At 72.0% G+C, this 18,605-nt stretch carries 19 protein-coding genes; 14 read left to right on the top strand and 5 right to left on the bottom strand.

Going from position 1 to position 18,605, the window contains the following annotated elements:
- Positions 1-8: 8 nt before the first annotated feature.
- From J4N02_RS10435 to J4N02_RS10415, 5 genes are read left to right on the top strand one after another with little or no spacing between them, the layout of a single operon-like run.
- On the top strand, positions 9-1,634 hold the full coding sequence (locus J4N02_RS10435; RefSeq protein WP_208091229.1) for an ABC transporter ATP-binding protein: 1,626 nt from the start codon (positions 9-11) through the stop codon (positions 1,632-1,634).
- Positions 1,631-2,800, top strand: a complete 1,170-nt coding sequence (locus tag J4N02_RS10430) for an ABC transporter permease (RefSeq protein ID WP_188332806.1) — start codon at positions 1,631-1,633, stop codon at positions 2,798-2,800. Before J4N02_RS10435 ends, J4N02_RS10430 begins: the two co-directional genes overlap by 4 nt.
- Complete coding sequence (locus J4N02_RS10425; protein WP_182815738.1) at positions 2,797-4,089, top strand: ABC transporter permease; 1,293 nt, start codon at positions 2,797-2,799, stop codon at positions 4,087-4,089. Before J4N02_RS10430 ends, J4N02_RS10425 begins: the two co-directional genes overlap by 4 nt.
- Before the next feature lie 23 nt (positions 4,090-4,112).
- Complete coding sequence (locus J4N02_RS10420; RefSeq protein WP_188332807.1) at positions 4,113-4,508, top strand: cytidine deaminase; 396 nt, start codon at positions 4,113-4,115, stop codon at positions 4,506-4,508.
- Positions 4,505-5,566: an adenosine deaminase gene (locus tag J4N02_RS10415; RefSeq protein WP_188332808.1), complete on the top strand. Its 1,062-nt coding sequence runs from the start codon at positions 4,505-4,507 to the stop codon at positions 5,564-5,566. The genes J4N02_RS10420 and J4N02_RS10415 overlap by 4 nt, the downstream gene beginning before the upstream one ends.
- Here J4N02_RS10415 and J4N02_RS10410 read toward each other — a convergent pair whose 3' ends face one another.
- Positions 5,567-5,815, bottom strand: coding sequence for a hypothetical protein (locus J4N02_RS10410; RefSeq protein ID WP_182815744.1), 249 nt, complete (start codon positions 5,813-5,815; stop codon positions 5,567-5,569). It lies immediately after the preceding gene.
- Positions 5,812-7,032: an inorganic phosphate transporter gene (locus J4N02_RS10405; protein ID WP_182815746.1), complete on the bottom strand. Its 1,221-nt coding sequence runs from the start codon at positions 7,030-7,032 to the stop codon at positions 5,812-5,814. The genes J4N02_RS10410 and J4N02_RS10405 overlap by 4 nt, the downstream gene beginning before the upstream one ends.
- A 118-nt stretch (positions 7,033-7,150) precedes the next feature.
- Here J4N02_RS10405 and metG point away from each other — a divergent pair, with 118 nt between their 5' ends.
- Positions 7,151-8,944, top strand: a complete 1,794-nt coding sequence (metG, locus tag J4N02_RS10400) for a methionine--tRNA ligase (protein WP_182815748.1) — start codon at positions 7,151-7,153, stop codon at positions 8,942-8,944.
- Positions 8,945-8,947: 3 nt separating this feature from the next.
- A complete protein-coding gene (locus tag J4N02_RS10395) occupies positions 8,948-9,619 on the top strand; it encodes an O-methyltransferase (RefSeq protein ID WP_188332809.1) in 672 nt (223 codons plus the stop codon).
- 24 nt (positions 9,620-9,643) lie between these two features.
- Here J4N02_RS10395 and J4N02_RS10390 read toward each other — a convergent pair whose 3' ends face one another.
- Positions 9,644-10,621 carry a bile acid:sodium symporter family protein gene (locus tag J4N02_RS10390; RefSeq protein WP_188332839.1) on the bottom strand — a complete coding sequence of 326 codons (978 nt, stop codon included), beginning with the start codon at positions 10,619-10,621 and terminating at the stop codon, positions 9,644-9,646.
- Positions 10,622-10,752: 131 nt separating this feature from the next.
- Here J4N02_RS10390 and J4N02_RS10385 point away from each other — a divergent pair, with 131 nt between their 5' ends.
- The 3 genes from J4N02_RS10385 to J4N02_RS10375 all read left to right on the top strand — a co-directional run bounded on the left by J4N02_RS10385 (position 10,753) and on the right by J4N02_RS10375 (position 13,375).
- The gene (locus J4N02_RS10385; RefSeq protein ID WP_188332810.1) at positions 10,753-11,745 is read left to right on the top strand and encodes a CPBP family intramembrane glutamic endopeptidase; all 993 of its coding nucleotides are present in this window, start codon (positions 10,753-10,755) and stop codon (positions 11,743-11,745) included.
- 62 nt (positions 11,746-11,807) lie between these two features.
- Positions 11,808-12,578 carry a maleylpyruvate isomerase family mycothiol-dependent enzyme gene (locus tag J4N02_RS10380; protein WP_208090930.1) on the top strand — a complete coding sequence of 257 codons (771 nt, stop codon included), beginning with the start codon at positions 11,808-11,810 and terminating at the stop codon, positions 12,576-12,578.
- On the top strand, positions 12,575-13,375 hold the full coding sequence (locus J4N02_RS10375) for an RNA methyltransferase (RefSeq protein ID WP_243760775.1): 801 nt from the start codon (positions 12,575-12,577) through the stop codon (positions 13,373-13,375). The genes J4N02_RS10380 and J4N02_RS10375 overlap by 4 nt, the downstream gene beginning before the upstream one ends.
- Positions 13,376-13,393: 18 nt before the next feature.
- Here J4N02_RS10375 and def read toward each other — a convergent pair whose 3' ends face one another.
- On the bottom strand, positions 13,394-13,987 hold the full coding sequence (gene def / locus J4N02_RS10370) for a peptide deformylase (protein ID WP_182815754.1): 594 nt from the start codon (positions 13,985-13,987) through the stop codon (positions 13,394-13,396).
- Between the two features lie 61 nt (positions 13,988-14,048).
- Here def and J4N02_RS10365 point away from each other — a divergent pair, with 61 nt between their 5' ends.
- Both J4N02_RS10365 and J4N02_RS10360 read left to right on the top strand, forming a co-directional pair.
- Positions 14,049-14,987 (top strand): tyrosine recombinase XerC, encoded by a 939-nt coding sequence (locus tag J4N02_RS10365; RefSeq protein ID WP_188332811.1) that lies wholly within the window; start codon positions 14,049-14,051, stop codon positions 14,985-14,987.
- Between the two features lie 12 nt (positions 14,988-14,999).
- Positions 15,000-15,464 (top strand): DUF1801 domain-containing protein, encoded by a 465-nt coding sequence (locus J4N02_RS10360; RefSeq protein ID WP_188332812.1) that lies wholly within the window; start codon positions 15,000-15,002, stop codon positions 15,462-15,464.
- Between the two features lie 11 nt (positions 15,465-15,475).
- Here the strand turns inward: J4N02_RS10360 and J4N02_RS10355 are convergent, their stop codons facing one another.
- Positions 15,476-16,429 (bottom strand): peptidoglycan DD-metalloendopeptidase family protein, encoded by a 954-nt coding sequence (locus J4N02_RS10355; protein WP_188332813.1) that lies wholly within the window; start codon positions 16,427-16,429, stop codon positions 15,476-15,478.
- A 257-nt stretch (positions 16,430-16,686) separates the two neighbouring features.
- Here J4N02_RS10355 and rpsB point away from each other — a divergent pair, with 257 nt between their 5' ends.
- Together rpsB and tsf are read left to right on the top strand one after the other, a co-directional pair.
- Positions 16,687-17,670, top strand: coding sequence for a 30S ribosomal protein S2 (rpsB, locus tag J4N02_RS10350; RefSeq protein WP_188332814.1), 984 nt, complete (start codon positions 16,687-16,689; stop codon positions 17,668-17,670).
- A 41-nt stretch (positions 17,671-17,711) separates the two neighbouring features.
- Positions 17,712-18,521, top strand: a complete 810-nt coding sequence (gene tsf / locus J4N02_RS10345) for a translation elongation factor Ts (RefSeq protein ID WP_188332815.1) — start codon at positions 17,712-17,714, stop codon at positions 18,519-18,521.
- Positions 18,522-18,605: the final 84 nt, after the last annotated feature.

Genomic DNA, 18,605 nt, shown 5'->3' with positions numbered 1-18,605 from the left:
ATGGAAGGATTCCGCCCGTGAGCAACGAAGACACGGCCGGCCTGCGACTGCGCGGCATCACCAAACGCTTCGGCACCTTCACCGCCAACGACGCGGTCGACCTGGACGTGGTCCCCGGCGAGATCCACTGCCTCCTGGGCGAGAACGGGGCCGGCAAGTCCACCCTCATGAACGTCCTGTACGGTCTCTACCAGCCCGACGGTGGCGAGATCCTCATCGACGGGGTCCCGCAGAAGTTCACCAACCCGAAGCAGGCCATGGCGGCCGGCATCGGCATGGTCCACCAGCACTTCATGCTGGTCGAGGTCTTCACCGTGGCCGAGAACATGATGCTCGGCAACGAGGGCGGCTTCGTCCTCGACAAGAACGCCGCGCGGACCAAGGTGCGCCAGCTGGCCGAGCGCTACAAGATGCCGGTCGACCCCGACGCCGTGGTCGAGGAGTTGCCGGTCGGCGTCCAGCAGCGCGTCGAGATCCTCAAGGCGCTCGCCAACGACGCGAAGTACCTCATCTTCGACGAGCCGACCGCCGTGCTCACCCCGCAGGAGATCGACGAGCTCATGGCCGTCATGCAGGTCCTGCGCGACGAGGGCAAGGCGATCGTCTTCATCACCCACAAGCTGCGCGAGGTCCGGGCCATCGCCGACCGCATCACCGTCATGCGCCGCGGCAAGATCGTCGGCCACGCCGAGCCGGGCACCTCCGAGGCCGACCTGGCCGAGCTCATGGTGGGCCGTGCCGTCGACCTGCGCATCGCCAAGGAGGCACCCGCAACGCGCGACGTCCGCCTCGAGGTGCGCGACCTGAAGGTCGCCAACGCGGCCGGCGGCATCGTCGTCGACGGCGTGAGCTTCGACGTGCGCGGGGGCGAGATCCTCTGTGTCGCCGGCGTCGAGGGCAACGGCCAGTCCGAGCTCGCCGACACCCTGCTGGGCAACATCCCGCCCCTGTCGGGGACCCTGATCCTCGACGGGGTGGACATCACCCGGGCCCGCCCCGCGGCCACGATCGGCGCCGGCATGGGGTTCGTGCCCGAGGACCGTGAGGACGACGGCTTCGTCAGCACCTTCTCGGTCGCCGAGAACCTCGTGCTCAACCGCGTCACCCAGCCACCGTTCAGCAAGGGCGTCGCGCTCGACCTGGGCGCGATCGCCGAGAACGCCGAGAAGCTGAAGGACGAGTTCGACATCCGCACCCAGGCGGTGTCCAGCCCCATCTCCTCGCTGTCGGGCGGCAACAAGCAGAAGGTCATCCTGGCCCGGGAGCTCTCCCGCGACCTGTCGCTGCTGGTGGCCAGCCAGCCGACCCGCGGCGTGGACGTGGGCGCCATCGAGTTCCTGCACCGCCGCATCGTCGACGAGCGGGACAAGGGCACCGCGGTCCTGCTGGTGTCGACCGAGCTCGACGAGGTCGAGGCGCTCGCCGACCGGGTGCTGGTGATGTACCGCGGCAAGGTGGTCGGCATCGTGGGCCCCGACACCCCGCGCGACGTCATGGGCCTGATGATGGCCGGCGCCAGCCACGAGGAGGCGGTCCGGGCGGCCGCCGAGCACCCCACCCCGTTGGTGGAACAGGTGCACGAGGCCGAGGTCCACCGGACCGAGGCGCCCGAGGGCCAGGAGGGGAACCGATGACCGAACTCACGACTCCGGCGACCAAGCGTCGCGCCACCTTCCAGTGGCGCGGCATCGCGATCACGGTGGCGGCCTTCGTGCTGGCGCTGCTCGCCGGCGCGATCCTGATGATCGTCAGCGACCCCGAGGTGGCCGGCCAGTTCGCCTACCTGTTCACGGCCCCCGCCCTGCCGCTGGGGGCGGCGTGGGGCAAGGTCTCCTCGGCCTACTCGGCGCTGGCCGTGGGTGCGATCGGCTCCCCGGCCGCGCTGGCCGCGACCACGCGCGAGGCGGCCCCGCTGATCTGTGCCGGCCTCGGCGTCGGCCTGGGCTTCCGCGCCGGCCTGTTCAACATCGGTGCGCAGGGCCAGGCGATCATCGGCGCGATCCTGGCCGCGTGGGTGGGCTTCGCCCTCCAGCTGCCGCCCGTGCTGCACCTCATCGTCGCCCTGACCGCCGGCGTCATCGGCGGTGCCGTGTGGGGTGGCATCGTCGGCTACCTCAAGGCCAAGACCGGTGCCCACGAGGTCATCGTGACCATCATGTTCAACTACATCGCGGTGGGCATCCTGGCCTGGCTGCTCACCACCAAGGCGTTCCTGCGCCCCGGCCGCCAGGACCCGATCTCGCCGGCCGTCCACGACACCTCCACCTTCCCGAGCATCTTCGGCCAGCTCCACGTCGGCTTCCTCGTGGCGCTGCTCGCGGCCCTCGGCACCTGGTGGCTCATCGAGCGCTCCACGATCGGCTTCACGATCCGGGCCGTGGGCGCCAACCCGCACGCCGCCGGCACGGCCGGCATGGACGTCGCCCGGACCACGATCATCACCATGGCGATCGCGGGCCTGCTCGCCGGCCTGGCCGGCGTCCAGTCCGCGATCGGCCCCGCCGCCAACGGCGTCCCGACGCCGCTGAGCCAGGGCATCGTCGGCTCGGTCGGCTTCGACGCCATCACGGTCGCGCTGCTCGGTCGCTCGCGGCCGCTGGGCATCGTCTTCGCCGGGCTGCTGTTCGGCGGCCTGCACGCCGGTGGTCTCTCCATGCAGAGCATCGCCGGCACCCCGTTGACCCTCTCGATGGTGCTGCAGGCCCTCATCGTGCTGTTCGTCGCCGCCCCCGGCCTCGTCCGCACGCTCGTCCCGTTCCTGCGCGAGCGTCGCGCCGTCGTCGCCGGAGGTCAGGCATGAGCACCACCACCATCGCCCCCCGTGACGAGGTCATCCACCTCGACCACACCGAGTCCCGCGAGGCCCGGCGCGCGCGCCTGTCCTCCGGCGGCCTGATGGCCGGCATCGGCCTCGTCCTGCTCATCCTGGCGTTCCGCACCAAGGGCGAGGCCCAGTACGCGCTGTCGGGGTATTTCGACGCCGTCCAGCTGCCCACCTTCTCGCTGCCCGGCCTGGCCACCGTCCTGGTCTGTGGCCTGGTCACACTGGCGGTCGGCGTGGGCTTCCTGAGCGGACGCCTCAATGCGCGGCTGCGCACGGGGGCGGCCGCGCTGGCCGGCATCGCCGTGATGCTCGGCCTGATCACGTGGGCCGCGTCCGGCGTCGGGCTGCCGTTCCAGGTCAGCAACCAGCTCGCCGGCACCATCGCCCTGGCCACCCCGCTGGTGCTGGGCACCCTGGGCGGCGTCCTGTGCGAGAACTCCGGCGTGGTCAACGTCGCCATCGAGGGCCAGTTCCTCGTCGCGGCGTTCACGGCGGCGACCGTGGGCTCGGTGACCAAGTCGATCCCGATGGCCCTCGTGGCCGCCATGATTGCGGGCGTCCTGATGGCCGCGATGCTGGCGGTGTTCGCGATCCGCTACATCGTCGACCAGGTCGTCCTGGGCGTCGTGCTCAACCTGTTCGCGTCCGGCCTGACGGGCTTCATCTTCGACCAGCTGGTCCAGCCGAACTCGGGCGCGCTCAACAGCGCCCCGATCATGCAGGCGATCCCGATCCCGGTCCTGTCGGCCATCCCGCTGCTGGGCCCGGTGCTGTTCAACCAGACGATCCTGGTCTACCTGGCGATCCTGTCGGTGTTCATCGTCGCCTTCCTGCTCTACCGCACCCGCTGGGGCCTGCGCGTCCGCTCCGTCGGTGAGCACCCCGCGGCGGCCGACACGGTCGGCATCTCGGTGCGCGCGGTCCGCTGGCAGGCGGTGCTGCTGGGCGGCGTGTTCGCCGGCCTCGGCGGCGCGTTCTTCACGATCGGCTCCACGGGCGCCTTCAACAAGGACATCACCGTCGGTAACGGCTTCATCGCCCTGGCGGCGCTGATCATGGGCCGCTGGCACCCCGTGCGCGCGGCGCTGATGGCCGTGTTCTTCGGCTTCGTCACCCAGTTGGCCACCCAGCTGCAGAGCCTGTCCACGCCGATGCCCAGCCAGTTCCTGCTGATGCTGCCCTACATCGCGACCGTCATCGCGGTGGCCGGCCTCATCGGGCGCTCGCGCGGCCCGGCCGCCGACGGCGTGCCTTATACGAAGTGAATGCGATGCGCGGAGCGGATCGCATGAGCGACGTCATCGACTGGGACCTCCTGCGCGCCACGGCCCGCGAGGCGTGTGCCACGGCGTACGCGCCCTACTCCGGCTACCCGGTGGGCGCGGCCGCGCTGGTGGACGACGGCCGGGTCGTGTCGGGCTGCAACGTCGAGAACGCCGGGTACGGCGTCACGCTGTGCGCCGAGTGCGGCCTGGTCTCCGACCTCGTGCGCGGCGGGGGAGGGCGCCTGCTCGCGTTCACGTGCTGCAACGGTGAGGGCGACGTGATCATGCCCTGCGGCCGTTGCCGCCAGCTGCTCTGGGAGCACGGCGGGGCCGACCTGCTGGTCGAGACGCCTGAGGGCGTCCTGTCGATGACCGAGGTGCTCCCGCAGGCCTTCGGGCCCGAGGCACTGGGGAAGTGACCACCGCGGACCGGGCGATCGGGAGGCTGCCGAAGGTCGCCCTGCACGACCACCTCGACGGCGGGCTGCGGGCGGCCACGGTCGCCGAGCTGGCCGCCGAGGCGGGCCACCCCCTCCCGGCCCCCGGCGGGGCGCTGGGGGACTGGTTCTTCGACGCCGCTGACTCCGGCTCGCTGGTCCGGTACCTGACGACCTTCGAGCACACCATCGCGGTCATGCAGACCGCTGACCAGCTGCGCCGCGTGGCGCGCGAGTGGGTCGAGGACCTGGCCGCCGACGGCGTCGTGTACGGCGAGGCGCGCTGGGCACCCGAGCAGCACACGCGCGGGGGCCTGTCCATCCCGGACGCCGTCGCCGCGGTCGGCGCCGGCCTGGCCGACGGCATGGCCGCGGCGGAGGCCGCTGGGACGCCCTTCGTGGCGCGTCAGCTGGTGACGTCGCTGCGGCACACGCCTCCCAACCCGGAGGTGGTCGAGCTCGCGGTCGCGGGGGAGCACCTCGTCGCCGGCTTCGACCTCGCCGGGCCCGAGGACGGCTTCGGTGCCGAACTGCACGCGGCGTCGTTCGCCCGGCTGCGCGAGACGTTCACCCCGTTCACGGTGCACGCGGGCGAGGCGGCCGGGGTGGCCTCCATCGCGGGCGCGCTCCACGTGGGGGCGCTGCGGCTGGGGCACGGTGTGCGGGTGGTCGAGGACATCACCCGCGACGCGTCCGGCTACCGGCTGGGGCCGGTGGCCCGCTGGGTGCTGGACCGACGCATCCCGCTCGAGGTGAGCCCGAGCTCCAACCTGCAGACGGGCATCTGCGGGACCGTGACCGAACACCCCTTCGGGCTGCTCGAGCGCCTCGGCTTCGTCGTCACGGTCAACTGCGACAACCGGCTGATGAGCCGCACGTCCTACACGCGCGAGACCGAGCTGCTGGTCGAGGCGTTCGGGTACGGCCCGGCCGACCTCGAGCGGTTCGCCACGGACGCCGCGCGCGCGGCCTTCCTGCCCCACGAGGAGCGGGAACGGCTGGTCGCCGAGGTCATCGCCCCGGCGTACGAGGGCCTCTGATCAGAAGAACAGCTTGACGCCCAGGCCGTGGGCCACGATGCCGGCGATGCCGAGGGTCACCGCGGCGCCGACCACGACGAACGCGGCCCACCCGAGGGCCTTGTGCAGCGCCACGTTCGCGCCGGGCTCGGTCGCGACGGCGAGCTGGCGCACGCCGAGGGAGAACAGGGCCGGCAGGCCGGCGCCCAGCAGCAGGCCGATCGCGAGGACCTTCCACACGGCGTCGAGCGCCGCCATGGCCTGGCTCATCGGGCCACCTCCTCGGTCTGGAGGGCGGCCGGGGTGTCCGGGGCCTCCCAGTCGTCGTTCACGTTGTGGTGCCCGATCGGCTTGATGCGGGAGTGCAGCCACATCCTCAGCGCCAGCCCGCACAGGATCGCGAAGATCGTGACCGGGCCGAGCCAGGGGCCGAGGGTGGTGCCGATCCACCACATGACGGCGCCCACGACGGCCGCGGACGGCAGCGTGATCAGCCAGGCCAGGCCCATGCGGCCGGCGATGCCCCAGCGGACCTCCGCGCGGCGGCCGAGGCCCGAACCCAGGATCGAGCCCGTCGCCACGTGGGTGGTCGAGAGCGCGAAGCCGAGCTGCGAGCTGGACAGGATGACCGCGGCCGAGGAGGCCTCGGCGGCCATGCCCTGCGGCGAGGAGATCTCGACCAGGCCCTTGCCCATGGTGCGGATGATGCGCCAGCCGCCCAGCCAGGTGCCCAGGGCGATGGCGGACGCGCAGGTGACCTTCACCCACAGCGGGATGGCGTGGGTGTCGACCCAGTGCCCGGACGCGATCAGCGCGAGCGTGATCACACCCATGGTCTTCTGGGCGTCGTTGGCGCCGTGCGCCAGGGAGACGAGGGAGGCGGTGCCGACCTGGCCCCAGCGGAAGCCCTTGTCCATGACGGACTCGGCGACGCCGCGGGCGATGCGGAACACCAGCCAGGTGCCGACCATCGCGACGAACACGGCGATGAGCGGGGAGGCAAGGCCGGGGAGGATGATCTTGCCGACCACGCCGTCCAGCTTGGCGCCCTCGCCGACCCACTTGACGCCGTCGACGCCCATGCCGGCGATCGTGGCGCCGATGAGGCCGCCGAACATGGCGTGGGACGAGCTGGAGGGCAGGCCGCGCAACCACGTGAAGAGGTTCCACACGATGGCGCCGATCAGGCCGGCCAGGAGGATCATCAACAGCGGGCGGCCGCCGTCGGTGAGGAGTTCGGTGCGGGGCGTCCCGTCGGGGTTCTGGATGCGGATGACCGCGTTGGTGACCGTGAGGGCCACCTCGACCGACAGGAACGCGCCGATGAGGTTCAGCACGGCGCACAGACCCACGGCGAACTTGGGTGTCAGCGCCTTCGTCGCGATGGACGTCGCCATCGCGTTGGCCGTGTCATGGAAACCATTGGTGAAGTCGAAGGCCAGTGCCGTCACGACGGCCAGCACCAGCAGGACCAACTCAGGGGTCACATCACGAAAGCGTAGCCCGAAGTTCACCCGGAGTTCACCTTCAGGTGGTGGTTGCAGCGACCAATTGAACAGGTAACGTGGGGCGGTGGGCCCGACGGGGTGCAATAGACTCGCGCGCATGACTTCTCGGATCCTCACCGCCGCTGCCTGGCCGTACGCGAACGGGCCGCGCCACATCGGGCACGTGTCCGGCTTCGCCGTGCCCGCGGACGTGTTCTCCCGCTACCAGCGCATGGCGGGCAACGACGTCCTCATGGTGTCGGGGACCGACGAGCACGGCACGGCGATCCAGGTGAAGGCCGACTCCGAGGGCCTGACCGCGCGCCAGACCGCCGACAAGTACCACCAGGTCATCGTCGAGGACCTCCAGGGCCTGGGGCTGTCCTACGACCTGTACACCCGCACGACGACGCTGAACCACCGCGCGGTCGTGCAGGAGCTGTTCACCTCGCTGCACCGCAACGGCTACGTGGTCGCCAAGACCCAGCAGGGCGCGATCTCCCCGTCGACCGGGCGCACGCTGGCCGACCGCTACATCGAGGGCGAGTGCCCGCACTGCGGCTTCGACGGGGCCCGTGGCGACCAGTGCGACAACTGCGGCCGCCAGCTCGACCCGACCGACCTGAAGAACCCGCGCAGCCGGATCAACGGGGAGGTGCCCCAGTTCGTCGAGACCGAGCACTTCTTCCTCGACCTGCCGGCCCTCGCCGAGCAGCTGCAGCAGTGGCTCGCCACCCGCACCGACTGGCGTCCGAACGTCATCCGGTTCAGCGAGCAGTTCGCCAAGGAGCTCCAGCCCCGCGCGATCACCCGCGACCTCGACTGGGGTGTCCCGATCCCGCTCGAGGGCTGGTCCGACGCCGCCATGAAGCGCATCTACGTGTGGTTCGACGCGGTCATCGGTTACCTGTCCGCCTCGGTGGAGTGGGCCAAGCGCGCCGGCGACCCCGACGCCTGGAAGAAGTGGTGGCACGACGGTGGCTCCGAGTCGTACTACTTCATGGGCAAGGACAACATCACCTTCCACACGGTCATCTGGCCCGGCATCCTGCTGGGCGCCAACGGCGCCGGCTCACTCGGCGGCACCCCGTCGGAGGTCCTCGGCACCCTCGACCTGCCCACCGAGATCGTGAGTTCGGAGTTCCTGACCATGTCGGGCTCGAAGTTCTCCAGCTCGCGCAACAAGGTGATCTACGTGCGCGACTTCCTCGCCGAGTTCGGCCCCGACGCCCTGCGCTACTACATCGCGGTGGCCGGCCCCGAGAACCAGGACACCGACTTCACCTGGGACGAGTTCGTCCGCCGCACCAACTACGAGCTCGCCAACGAGTGGGGCAACCTCGTGAACCGCTCGGTGTCGATGGCGCACAAGAACGTGGGTGCGATCCCCGCCGCCGGCGAGCTGATGGACACCGACCGCGCCCTGCTGGACGCCTGCCGCACCGGCTACGACACCATCGGCGAGCTGCTGGGCCGGGCCAAGTTCAAGCAGGCGATCACCGAGGCCATGCGCATCGTGTCGCTGGCGAACAAGTACCTCTCCGACGAGGAGCCCTGGAAGAAGAAGGACGACCCGGCCCGCCGGGACACCATCCTCCACGTGGCGCTGCAGGCCGTGCAGGACTGCAACACCCTGCTGACGCCGTTCCTGCCCCACGCCGCTCAGAAGGTGTACGAGGCGCTCGGCGGCACGGGCGTGTGGGCGGCCCAGCCCGAGATCGTCACCGTCTCCGAGGAGGGCGCGCCCGACTACCCGGTGCTCATGGGCGACTACGCGTCCGAGGGGGCCCGCTGGGCGTCGACGCCGATCGCGGTCGGGACGAAGCTGGCCAAGCCCACGCCGATCTTCGCCAAGCTCGACGACAAGCTGGGCGAGACCGGGCCCGCCTGGGCCCCCGTCCAGGCGGACTGAGCCGTGACGGCGTCCGGGCCGGAGCAGTGGGCCGCCGTCGACGAACGGCTGGCCGTATTCGCCCGCGAGGACGCCGTGCTCGCCGCCGCGCGCACCTCGACCGAGGTCTCCAGCCCGGGCATCCAGGTGTCGCGGCAGATGGGCCGGATGCTGCACATCCTGGCCCTCGCCTCGGGTGCGCGCCGGGTGCTGGAGTTCGGCACGCTGGCCGGCTACTCCACGATCTGGCTCGCGCGCGCGGTGGGCCCGTCGGGACGCGTGGTCTCGATCGAGCTCGACCGCGCCAACGCCGCGGTCGCGCGGGGCCACCTCGAGGACGCCGGCGTCTCGGCCTGGGTCGACATCCACTGCGGCCCCGCCGCGGAGGTGTCCGGGCGGATGGTGGCGGCCGGGGTCGAGCCCTTCGACCTGGTGTTCATCGACGCCGACAAGCAGAACCTGCCCACCTACGTGGAGCGGGCCCTCGAACTCACCCGCCCGGGGGCCCTGATCGTCATCGACAACGTCGTCCGCGGCGGGAGGGTCCTCGACCCGGGTGACGACCCGCAGGTGCAGGGCGTGGTCCGCGCGCTGGCGGCGCTCCAGGGCGACGACCGCGTCCAGGTCTCGATCACGCAGACGGTGGGGGAGAAGGGCTGGGACGGTTTCGCGGTGATCCGCAAGGTCGCTCCCTGACGCCTCCCCGGGCGGGCCGGCCGCTCAGGCCGTGGCGACGGCGTCCGGCTCGGGGTCACGGGCGTAGCGGGCGGCCAGCCAGGAGCAGGCCATGAGCTGCGCCTGGTGGAACACCATGAGCGGCAGCATGATCAGGCCGATCGGCTGCCCCGCGAAGAGCACGGTGGCCATCGGCAGGCCCGTGGCCAGCGACTTCTTGGTGCCGCACATCTGGATGGCGATGGCGTCCGCGCGGTTGAAGCCCAGGCGCCTGGCGGTGAACCAGGTGAACCACAGCATGAACGCCAGCAGGACAAGGCACACCACGACGAGCGCGACGATGTCGACCCAGCCGACCATCGACCAGATGCCCTCACGGATGCCCTGGGAGAACGCCGCGTACACGACCATCACGATGGACGCCTGGTCGAAGAGCTTGAGCTTCTTGTGCCGGGCGACGAAGTCGGCGGTCCAGCGGCGGGACAGCTGGCCGAGGATGAACGGCAGCAGGATCTGCACGACGAGGTCGACGATCGACCCCAGGCCGACGTTCGCGTTGCCGGTGGTGTTCATCAGCGCGATCGCGAGCAGCGGGGTGAGGAACACGCCCAGGAGGTTCGAGGCCGACGCGCTGACGATCGCTCCGGCCACGTTGCCGCGCGCGATCGAGGTGAAGTTGATCGAGCTCTGCACGGTCGAGGGGCACAGCGTCACGTAGACCATGCCGGGGATCAGCGCGGGGGCCAGCGCCCAGCCGGGCAGCAGGCCGATCGCCAGGCCGATCAGGGGGAACACGACGAACGTGAACGCCAGGATCGTCAGGTGCAGCTTCCAGTGCTTGAGGCCGCGCAGCGCCTCCTCGGGGTGTAGTCGGGCGCCGTAGAGGAAGAACAGGCAGAAGATGGCCACCTTGGTGGCCACCGACAGCACCTGCGCACCGATCCCGGTCGCGGGCAGGAAGGACGCCACGACCGCCGCGGCGATGATCGCCATCAGGAAGGGGTCGAGCTTGATCCGTGCCATGCGTGCCACGCGGACACCCTAGTGGCTACGACCGGTGCGACCTCCGTCTGGCCGGGGGTCGACCCGGGGAGCGGGCACCGTGGCCCCGTGCCGGTTCCACCCGACCGGATGGCTTCAGCAAGGTGGGGGACATGACGAACACGATCACCCCCACCGGTTCCTGGGCCCCGCCCGCCGCCCCCGTCCCCGCCGCCCCCGTGCCGCTCGAGCCGGCCCCCGGCACCCCCTACCAGCACGTCTTCCGTGAGCCCGGCCGCCGCTGGTGGCGTCCCTTCGCCTCGTTCGGTGTGTTCGCCGCCGTCTACCTCGGCATCTCGATCGCCATGGGCCTCGTGCTCGGCCTGGTCGTCGTGGCCGGCCTCAGCGCCGCACCCGACCCCGAGGCGCTCGTGACCGGCGTTGGCCTGTCCGGCTGGACGAGCGTCGGCGCTCTGCTCGCCATGAACCTCGCCTTGGCCGTGCTCATCCCGTCGGTGCTCATCGCCAACAAGGTCGCGCACCGCCTGCCCGCCGGCTACACGCACTCGGTGACCGGCCGCTTCCGGTTCGGCTGGTTCGGGATCGTCACCGCCGTCCTCACGCCCATCTGGCTGCTCTACGTCGTCATCGCCTGGTTCCTCGAGCCCGTCCCGCTGTTCACCCACGTCGAGTCCCTCGGCGTCACCGCCGCCCTCATCGCGGTCTGCCTGCTCACCACCCCGCTCCAGGCCGCCGGCGAGGAGTACTTCTTCCGCGGCTGGCTCGTGCAGAACATCGGCGTCGCGATCCCGCGTCCCGTCGTCGCCCTCGTCGTCCCCACCGTCGTGTCGGCCGGCCTGTTCGCCCTGGCCCACGGCAGCTTCGACCCGTGGATCATCGTCTCGCTGGCCGCCATGGCCGTGGCCGCCTGCTGGCTGACCTGGCGCACCGGCGGCCTCGAGGCCGCGGTGGCCCTCCACACGGTCAACAACGTGGTGATCATCGTCGGCCAGGCCGCCCTCGGCGTCCCGCTGATGGCGAACATGGTCACCGAGCAGAGCCAGGGCACCGTGACCGGCGCCGTCCTCGGCGTCGTGTCCTCGCTCGTGGCCGTCGGGGTCGTGGAGCACCTCGCCCGCCGACGCGGCATCACCCCCACCCGCTGACCCTCCCACCCACCCCCGGGGCCCGCACCGAGCACGGTGCGGGCCCCGCTAAGGTTTCGGCCATGGTCGAGGTGATGGACTTCCGGGAGATGGGCGAGGCCCTCGGGGACGCGTGCGCGGTGTTGCGCAGCAACGCGGGGACGGCGGGTCTGGCCGCGCCGGTGCCGACGTGCCCCGGGTGGACCGTGCACGACCTCGTCGCCCACCAGGGCCTGGTCCACCGGTGGGCGGCCGCCTACATCGCGCGGACGGGGCGCCCCGCGCCCGACGCGATCGTGCTCGCCGAGGCCGACGCCGCGCCCGACCTGCTCGACTGGTTCGACGAGGGCATGGTCGTACTCCTCAACGCCGTGGCCAACGCGCCGGCCGACCTCGACGTGAAGTTCTTCCTGCCCGACGCCCCGCCCCCGCGCGACGCCTGGCTGCGCCGCCAGGTCCACGAGACCACGATCCACGCCGTCGACGCGATGGCCGCCCGGCTGGGCCGCGCCCCGCGAGCCGACGAGGTCTGGGTCAAGCCGTGGCTGGCGGCCGACGGTGTCGACGAGGTGCTCACCGGGTTCGTGGTGCGCCGCAACCCGCAGACGTCGCTCCCGCGCACGCAGACCGTGCTGTTCAAGGCGACCGACGTCGACCGCTCGTGGCTGGTCCGGTTCACCCACGACGGCGCGGTGACCACGCGCGACACCCCCGACGAGCCCGCCGACGTCACGGTCACCGGGACCGCCCGCGAGCTGTACCTGTCCGTGTGGAACCGCGGGCGGGAGGCCGAGGCGTCCGACCCCACCTGGTGGGACGACTGGGCCGAGCACGTCAAGGTCACCTGGGCGTGAACCGCGTCCCGGTCACGGACGCCGCCGACCCGCGCCTGTCCGACTACGTCGCCCTGCGCGACACGTCCCTCCGCAAGAGCCTCGAGTCCGAGCGCGGCCTGTTCATCGCGGAGGGCGAGAAGGTCATCCGACGGGCGATCGAGGCCGGGCACCGCCCGCGCTCGTTCCTGCTCGCCGAGCGCTGGATCCCCGGCCTGGCCGACCTGATCGACCTGCACCCCGACGCCCCGGTCTACGTCGTCAGCGAGGACCTGCCCGAGGCCGTCACCGGGTTCCACGTGCACCGCGGCGCGCTGGCGTCCCTGCACCGCGCCGAGCCCACGCCGATGGCCGACCTGCTCGGCCTGCGCCGGCTCGTCGTGGCCGAGGACATCGTCGACCACACCAACGTGGGGGCGATCCTCCGCAACGCCGCCGGCCTCGGCTGGGACGGCGTCCTGCTCGCCCCGCGGGCGGCCGACCCGCTCTACCGGCGCTCGATCAAGGTCAGCATGGGCACGGTGTTCTCCCTGCCGTGGGCCCGCGTCGACGACTGGGCGACCGCCATCCCGTCGCTGCGGGCGGCCGGCTTCACCGTGGTCGCGCTCGCGCTCACCCCGGACGCCGTCGGCCTGGACGACCTCGTGGCCGCGGGCTTGCCCGACAAGCTGGCGATCGTGGTCGGCACCGAGGGGGAGGGGCTGTCGCGCCGCTGGATCGAGCAGGCGGACGCCGTGGTCTCGATCCCCATGGCCCACGGGGTCGACTCGCTCAACGTCGCCGCCGCCACGGCCGTGGCGTGCTGGGCGCTGCGCTGAGGCGCGGTTCGGCCGGGCTCAGTCCTCGTCGGCGAACTTCTTCTTGGGGGTGACCGGCCAATCCTCGGGGTAGAGGTGGGCCAAGTCGTTCTTCTGCTGCTCGAGGTGGCGGTAGCTGCGCGAGGACAGCCGGTCGCCGAAGACGATGCCGTTGAGGTGGTCGGTCTCGTGCTGCAGGCAGCGGGCCAGCGTGCCGTCGCCGGTCACGGTGACCTCGTTGCCCCACGGGTCCAGACCGGTGCAGGTGGCGGTGTCGGGACGCGCCAGGGGCTGGTAGCCGCCGGGGAAGGAGAGGCAGCCCTCCTCGGACTTGTCCAGCGAGCGGTCCTTGCCCGTCGGGGTGGTCACGACCGGGTTGCAGATCGCTCCCACGTGGATGCGCTCGTCGGCGTCGGGGCACTCGTACACGAACAGCGAGATGCCCAGGCCGACCTGCGTCGCGGCCAGCCCCACGCCGCGGGCGGCGCGCATCGTGGCGAACATGTCGCGCACCAGCTGGTGCAGCTCGTCGTCGAAGGACGTGACCGGCTTCGTCTCCTCGTGCATCACCGGGGTGCCCCACCGGGTGATGGGCAGCACGGTGCCGCCGGTCATGAGGTCCTCGATCGCCATGTCTTCTCCGTTCGCGTGGTTGGTCGTCGGGCAACCCGTCCATTCTGGCACGCTGGCCGACATGGACCCCGCCCAGCCCGACGCCGGCCTCCTCGCCGACCTCGACGCCTGGGGCGAGCACCTGCGCCTGGGCCGCAACCTGTCCCCGCACACCCGGCGTGCCTACGCCGGCGACCTGCTCGACCTCGCCACGTGGGTGGCGACCCGGGGGGTCTCGGCCTGGGGGCAGGTCGACCACCGCCTCCTGCGGGCCTGGCTGGCCGACCTGCACCGCCGAGGGGCCGAGCGCACCACGATGGCCCGGCGGGCCACCGCCGCGCGGGTGTTCCTCGCCTGGGCACACGCCGAGGGCCGCATCCCCACCGACCCGGGCAGCGCGCTGCAGGCACCGCGGGCGTCCCGCACGCTGCCGCCCACCCTCGACCAGGGCGTCGTGGACGCCGTGTTCGACCACCTCGCCGCCCGGGTCGAGGCCGCCGAGGACACCGCCGCCCGCGCCACCGCGCTGCGCGACCTCGCCATGGTCGAGGTGCTGTACTCCTCGGGGTTGCGCGTCGCCGAGCTGTGCGGGCTCGACCGCGACGGGATCGACGAGGCCCGCGGGCTGTTGCGCGTGCGAGGCAAGGGCGACAAGGAGCGCTCCACCCCGCTCGGCGACCCGGCACGACGGGCGCTGGCCGACTGGCTCGGCGTGCGGTCCCTCCTCGCCGGGCCGGACGCCGGGGAGGCCGTGTTCGTGGGCTCGCGCGGGGCGCGCATCGACCCCCGCGTGGTGCGCCGGGTCGTGCACGCCGCGCTCGACGCTGTGCCGGACGCCCCCGACCTGGGCCCACACGGACTGCGCCACGCGATGGCCACCCACCTGCTCGAGGGCGGCGCCGACCTGCGCTCGGTGCAGGAGATCCTCGGGCACGCCTCGCTGGGCACGACGCAGATCTACACCCACGTCACCAATGAAAGACTCCGGGACGCCTTCCGCCAGGCGCACCCCCGGGCGTGAGAGGCTGCGCGGATGGCGCACGAGACGAGGACCACACCGCGCGAGGGCGGCGTGCTGGAGTTCCTGAACGCGGTCGAACCGGCCCGCCGCCGGGACCAGGGCCTGGAACTGCTCGACCTCTTCACCGAGGTCACGGGCGTCGAGCCCGCGATGTGGGGGCCCACCATCGTGGGGTACGGGCGCCTGCGCTACACCTATGCGACCGGGCACTCGGGCGAGATGATGCGGGTGGGGTTCAGCCCCCGCAAGGCGGCCCTCACGCTGTACGGGATGACCCTCTACGGCTCCAACGCCGACCTGCTCGAGCGGCTCGGCAAGCACCGCGTCGGCAAGGGCTGCCTCTACCTGACCAACTTGGACGCGATCGACCGCGAGGTGCTGCGCGAGCTCGTCACCCGGGGCTGGAACGAGGGGGACGACTTCGAGGCCTCCCACCCCGGCGTCACCATCGAGCCGCTCGACGGCCGCGACGCCTGAGGGGCGCGGCCTCACCCAAGCCACCGCTGCGGGTCGACGTGCCGCCCGTCGGCCTTGACGCCGAAGTGCAGGTGGCAGCCGGTCGACCAGCCGGTCGTGCCCATCGTGCCCACCAACTGCCCGCGCGCCACCCGTTCGCCCGTGCGGACCCGGTAGCCCTGCGCGTGCAGGTACACGGTCTCGAGGCCTACCCCGTCCACCGGCCCGTGGGCCAGCACCAGCCGCCACCCGCCCGAGGCGTCGAACCCCATGTGCCGCACCACCCCGTCGGCGGCCGCGTACAGCGGGGTGCCGCACGGCGCGGAGAGGTCGATGCCGTTGTGCATGCGCCACTGCTTGAAGATCGGGTGCAGCCGCATCCTGAACACGCTGGTCACCCGCCCGGCCGACGGGCGGGTCAGGGGGCCGCTCCCGCCCGGACCACCCGGGCCGGTGCCCAGTGCGGCCGCGGCTCGCTCGCGCCCGGCGGCCCGCTCCTCGACCTCGGCCACCGCGCTGTCGGGCAGCAACCGCAGGGACACGGCGACCAGCGACAACGGGTCGAGGTAGTCCTGGCCCCGCCGCAGGCCCCAGTGCAGGCACGCGGCGGCCGGGCACGGCGCGTGGCCGGCCGCGAGGCGTCCGACCTCGTCGCCGGAGGCGACCGCCTGCCCGACCGCGACGTTCGCGTGCACGGGCTCCAGCGTCGTCCGCTCCGCCCCGTGGCTGACGACCACGACCGGCTTGCCGCCGACCTGGCCGGCGAACGACACGACCCCGGCGACCGGGGCGCGCACCACCTCACCCGGCTCGCCGGCCAGGTCGACGCCCCGGTGCCCTGCCGCCCAGCGCACCTCGGGCGGGTCGAAGCCCCGCACCACCGCTCCGGGCAGCGGCCACCCGCCGCCGGACGCCCCCGCGGGCGGGGCCCCCGCCACCGCCAGCACGACCCCGAGCACCACCAGCCACGCCACCGACCTCGTCATGCCCCTTAGGTATAGGCGGCGCCTGTCAACCGGTTTGGCGGGCGGGCGCACGGGGCCGTAGCATGGCCCCAGCGACCCGGCAGATCCGGGTCGACTTCGCGTGCAGGCCACGTCGAACCCCTTCAGGTCCCCGGTGACGGGGTGGGGGAGCGGCGCTGCACCAGGCGGGGCTGATCGTCAGCCCCACGAACCGAACCAGGCGGTCTCGCCCGGGCGCGTGAGCGTGCCGTGGCCCGTCCGCCGAGAAAGGAACGGCCATGGCCGTCGTGACCACGCGTCAGCTGCTCGAGAGCGGTGTCCACTTCGGGCACCAGACCCGTCGTTGGAACCCCAAGATGAAGCGCTTCATCTTCGGTGAGCGCAACGGCATCTACATCATCGACCTGCAGCAGTCCCTCACCTACATCGACAAGGCCTACGGCTTCGTCCGCGACACCGTCGCGCGCGGCGGCCAGATCCTGTTCGTCGGCACCAAGAAGCAGGCCCAGGAGGCCATCGCCGAGCAGGCCACCCGCGTCGGCATGCCCTACGTGAACCAGCGCTGGCTGGGCGGCATGCTCACCAACTACGCCACCATCTCCAAGCGCACCGCGAAGATGAAGGAGCTCGAGGCGATCGACTTCACCAACGTCGCCGCCTCCGGCCTCACCAAGAAGGAGCTCCTGCAGCAGGAGCGCAAGAAGGAGAAGCTCGAGAAGACCCTCGGCGGCATCCGCGACATGCACAAGCTGCCGCAGGCGCTGTGGGTCGTCGACACCAAGAAGGAGCACCTCGCGATCGACGAGGCGCGCAAGCTGCGCATCCCGATCGTCGGCATCCTCGACACCAACTGCGACCCCGACGAGGTCGACTACGCCATCCCGGGCAACGACGACGCGATCCGTTCCGTCGCGCTGCTGACCCGCATCATCGCGGACGCCGCGGCCGAGGGCCTGCTGGCCCGCAGCTCCGGCGGCGTGGCCACCGGTGCGGCCGCGGCCGAGCCGATGGCCGAGTGGGAGCGCGAGCTCCTGGGTGCCACCGCGGAGGCCCCGCGCGTCCACACCGAGACCGCCGCCGAGGGCGTCGCCGCCCTGGCCGACCCCGAGGTGCCGGTCGACGCGGCCCCCGAGAGCGTCCACGCGCAGGACCCGGCCGAGGGCCCGGCGTCCGTCGAGTCCCCCGAGTCGGCCGACTCCCCGGAGTCAGCGGACTCGCCCGAGTCGCCGGCCAGCCCGGCGTCGGCGTCCGACGACGAGTGACCTGACCCCCAAGCGAACCAACCAAGGAAGCGAGACAGCACATGGCAATCACTGCCGCTGACGTGAAGAAGCTCCGCGACGCCACGGGCGCCGGGATGATGGACGCCAAGAAGGCCCTGACCGAGGCGAACGGCGACTTCGAGGCCGCCACCGAGATCCTCCGCGTGACCGGTGCCGCCAAGGTGTCGAGCCGCTCCGACCGCGAGGCCACCAACGGCCTCGTGGCCGCCGCCGGCACCACGCTGGTCCAGCTGGGCGCCGAGACCGACTTCGTCGCCAAGAACGACGAGTTCGTCGCCCTGGCCAACGAGATCGTCGCCGCCGTGGACGCCGCGGGCGCCACCGACCTGGAGGCCGCCAAGGCCGTCAAGCTCGGCGAGGGCACCGTCGAGGAGGCCGTCCAGGCCCTGGCCGCCAAGATCGGCGAGAAGCTCGAGCTGGCCGCCGTGGCCCACTACGAGGCCCCGGTCGCCATCTACCTCCACCGCCGCAGCCAGGACCTGCCCCCGCAGGTCGGCGTGATGGTCGAGTACGAGGGCGGCACCGAGGAGTTCGTGCGCGGCATCGGCATGCAGATCGCCGCCATGCAGCCGCAGTGGCTCTCCCGCGAGGACGTCCCCGCCGACGTCATCGAGAAGGAGCGCCACGTGGCCGAGCTCACCGCCAAGGAGGAGGGCAAGCCCGAGAACATCATCCCCCGCATCGTCGAGGGTCGTCTTGGTGGCTTCTACAAGGAGGTGACCCTGCTCGAGCAGGCGTCCGTCTCCGACGACAAGAAGAACGTCGGCCAGCTCCTCAAGGAGAACGGCGTGATCGTCAAGCGCTTCGTGCGCCTGTCGGCCGGCGCCTGAGCGACGACCGGCTCGGCCCTCGGGCCGATCCACTAGAGTGGCGTGCGCCGCGGAGACGCGGTGCACGCCACTTCGCACACCCGG

This window comes from Propioniciclava sp. MC1595 (assembly GCF_017569205.1).
Classification (GTDB): Bacteria; Actinomycetota; Actinomycetes; order Propionibacteriales; family Propionibacteriaceae; genus Propioniciclava.
This window is presented reverse-complemented; position numbering and strand designations above follow the sequence as displayed.

What these genes read in the sequence shown, in the direction of transcription:
- metG (WP_182815748.1), top strand. Translation starts at nt 7,151, where the DNA reads ATGACTTCTCGGATCCTCACCGCCGCTGCCTGGCCGTACGCGAACGGG.
- J4N02_RS10385 (WP_188332810.1), top strand. Translation starts at nt 10,753, where the DNA reads ATGACGAACACGATCACCCCCACCGGTTCCTGGGCCCCGCCCGCCGCC.
- rpsB (WP_188332814.1), top strand. Translation starts at nt 16,687, where the DNA reads ATGGCCGTCGTGACCACGCGTCAGCTGCTCGAGAGCGGTGTCCACTTC.
- J4N02_RS10420 (WP_188332807.1), top strand. Translation starts at nt 4,113, where the DNA reads ATGAGCGACGTCATCGACTGGGACCTCCTGCGCGCCACGGCCCGCGAG.
- J4N02_RS10360 (WP_188332812.1), top strand. Translation starts at nt 15,000, where the DNA reads ATGGCGCACGAGACGAGGACCACACCGCGCGAGGGCGGCGTGCTGGAG.
- def (WP_182815754.1), bottom strand. Translation starts at nt 13,987, where the DNA reads ATGGCGATCGAGGACCTCATGACCGGCGGCACCGTGCTGCCCATCACC.
- J4N02_RS10430 (WP_188332806.1), top strand. Translation starts at nt 1,631, where the DNA reads ATGACCGAACTCACGACTCCGGCGACCAAGCGTCGCGCCACCTTCCAG.
- J4N02_RS10410 (WP_182815744.1), bottom strand. Translation starts at nt 5,815, where the DNA reads ATGAGCCAGGCCATGGCGGCGCTCGACGCCGTGTGGAAGGTCCTCGCG.
- J4N02_RS10365 (WP_188332811.1), top strand. Translation starts at nt 14,049, where the DNA reads ATGGACCCCGCCCAGCCCGACGCCGGCCTCCTCGCCGACCTCGACGCC.
- J4N02_RS10425 (WP_182815738.1), top strand. Translation starts at nt 2,797, where the DNA reads ATGAGCACCACCACCATCGCCCCCCGTGACGAGGTCATCCACCTCGAC.
- J4N02_RS10390 (WP_188332839.1), bottom strand. Translation starts at nt 10,621, where the DNA reads ATGGCACGGATCAAGCTCGACCCCTTCCTGATGGCGATCATCGCCGCG.
- J4N02_RS10355 (WP_188332813.1), bottom strand. Translation starts at nt 16,429, where the DNA reads ATGACGAGGTCGGTGGCGTGGCTGGTGGTGCTCGGGGTCGTGCTGGCG.
- tsf (WP_188332815.1), top strand. Translation starts at nt 17,712, where the DNA reads ATGGCAATCACTGCCGCTGACGTGAAGAAGCTCCGCGACGCCACGGGC.
- J4N02_RS10380 (WP_208090930.1), top strand. Translation starts at nt 11,808, where the DNA reads ATGGTCGAGGTGATGGACTTCCGGGAGATGGGCGAGGCCCTCGGGGAC.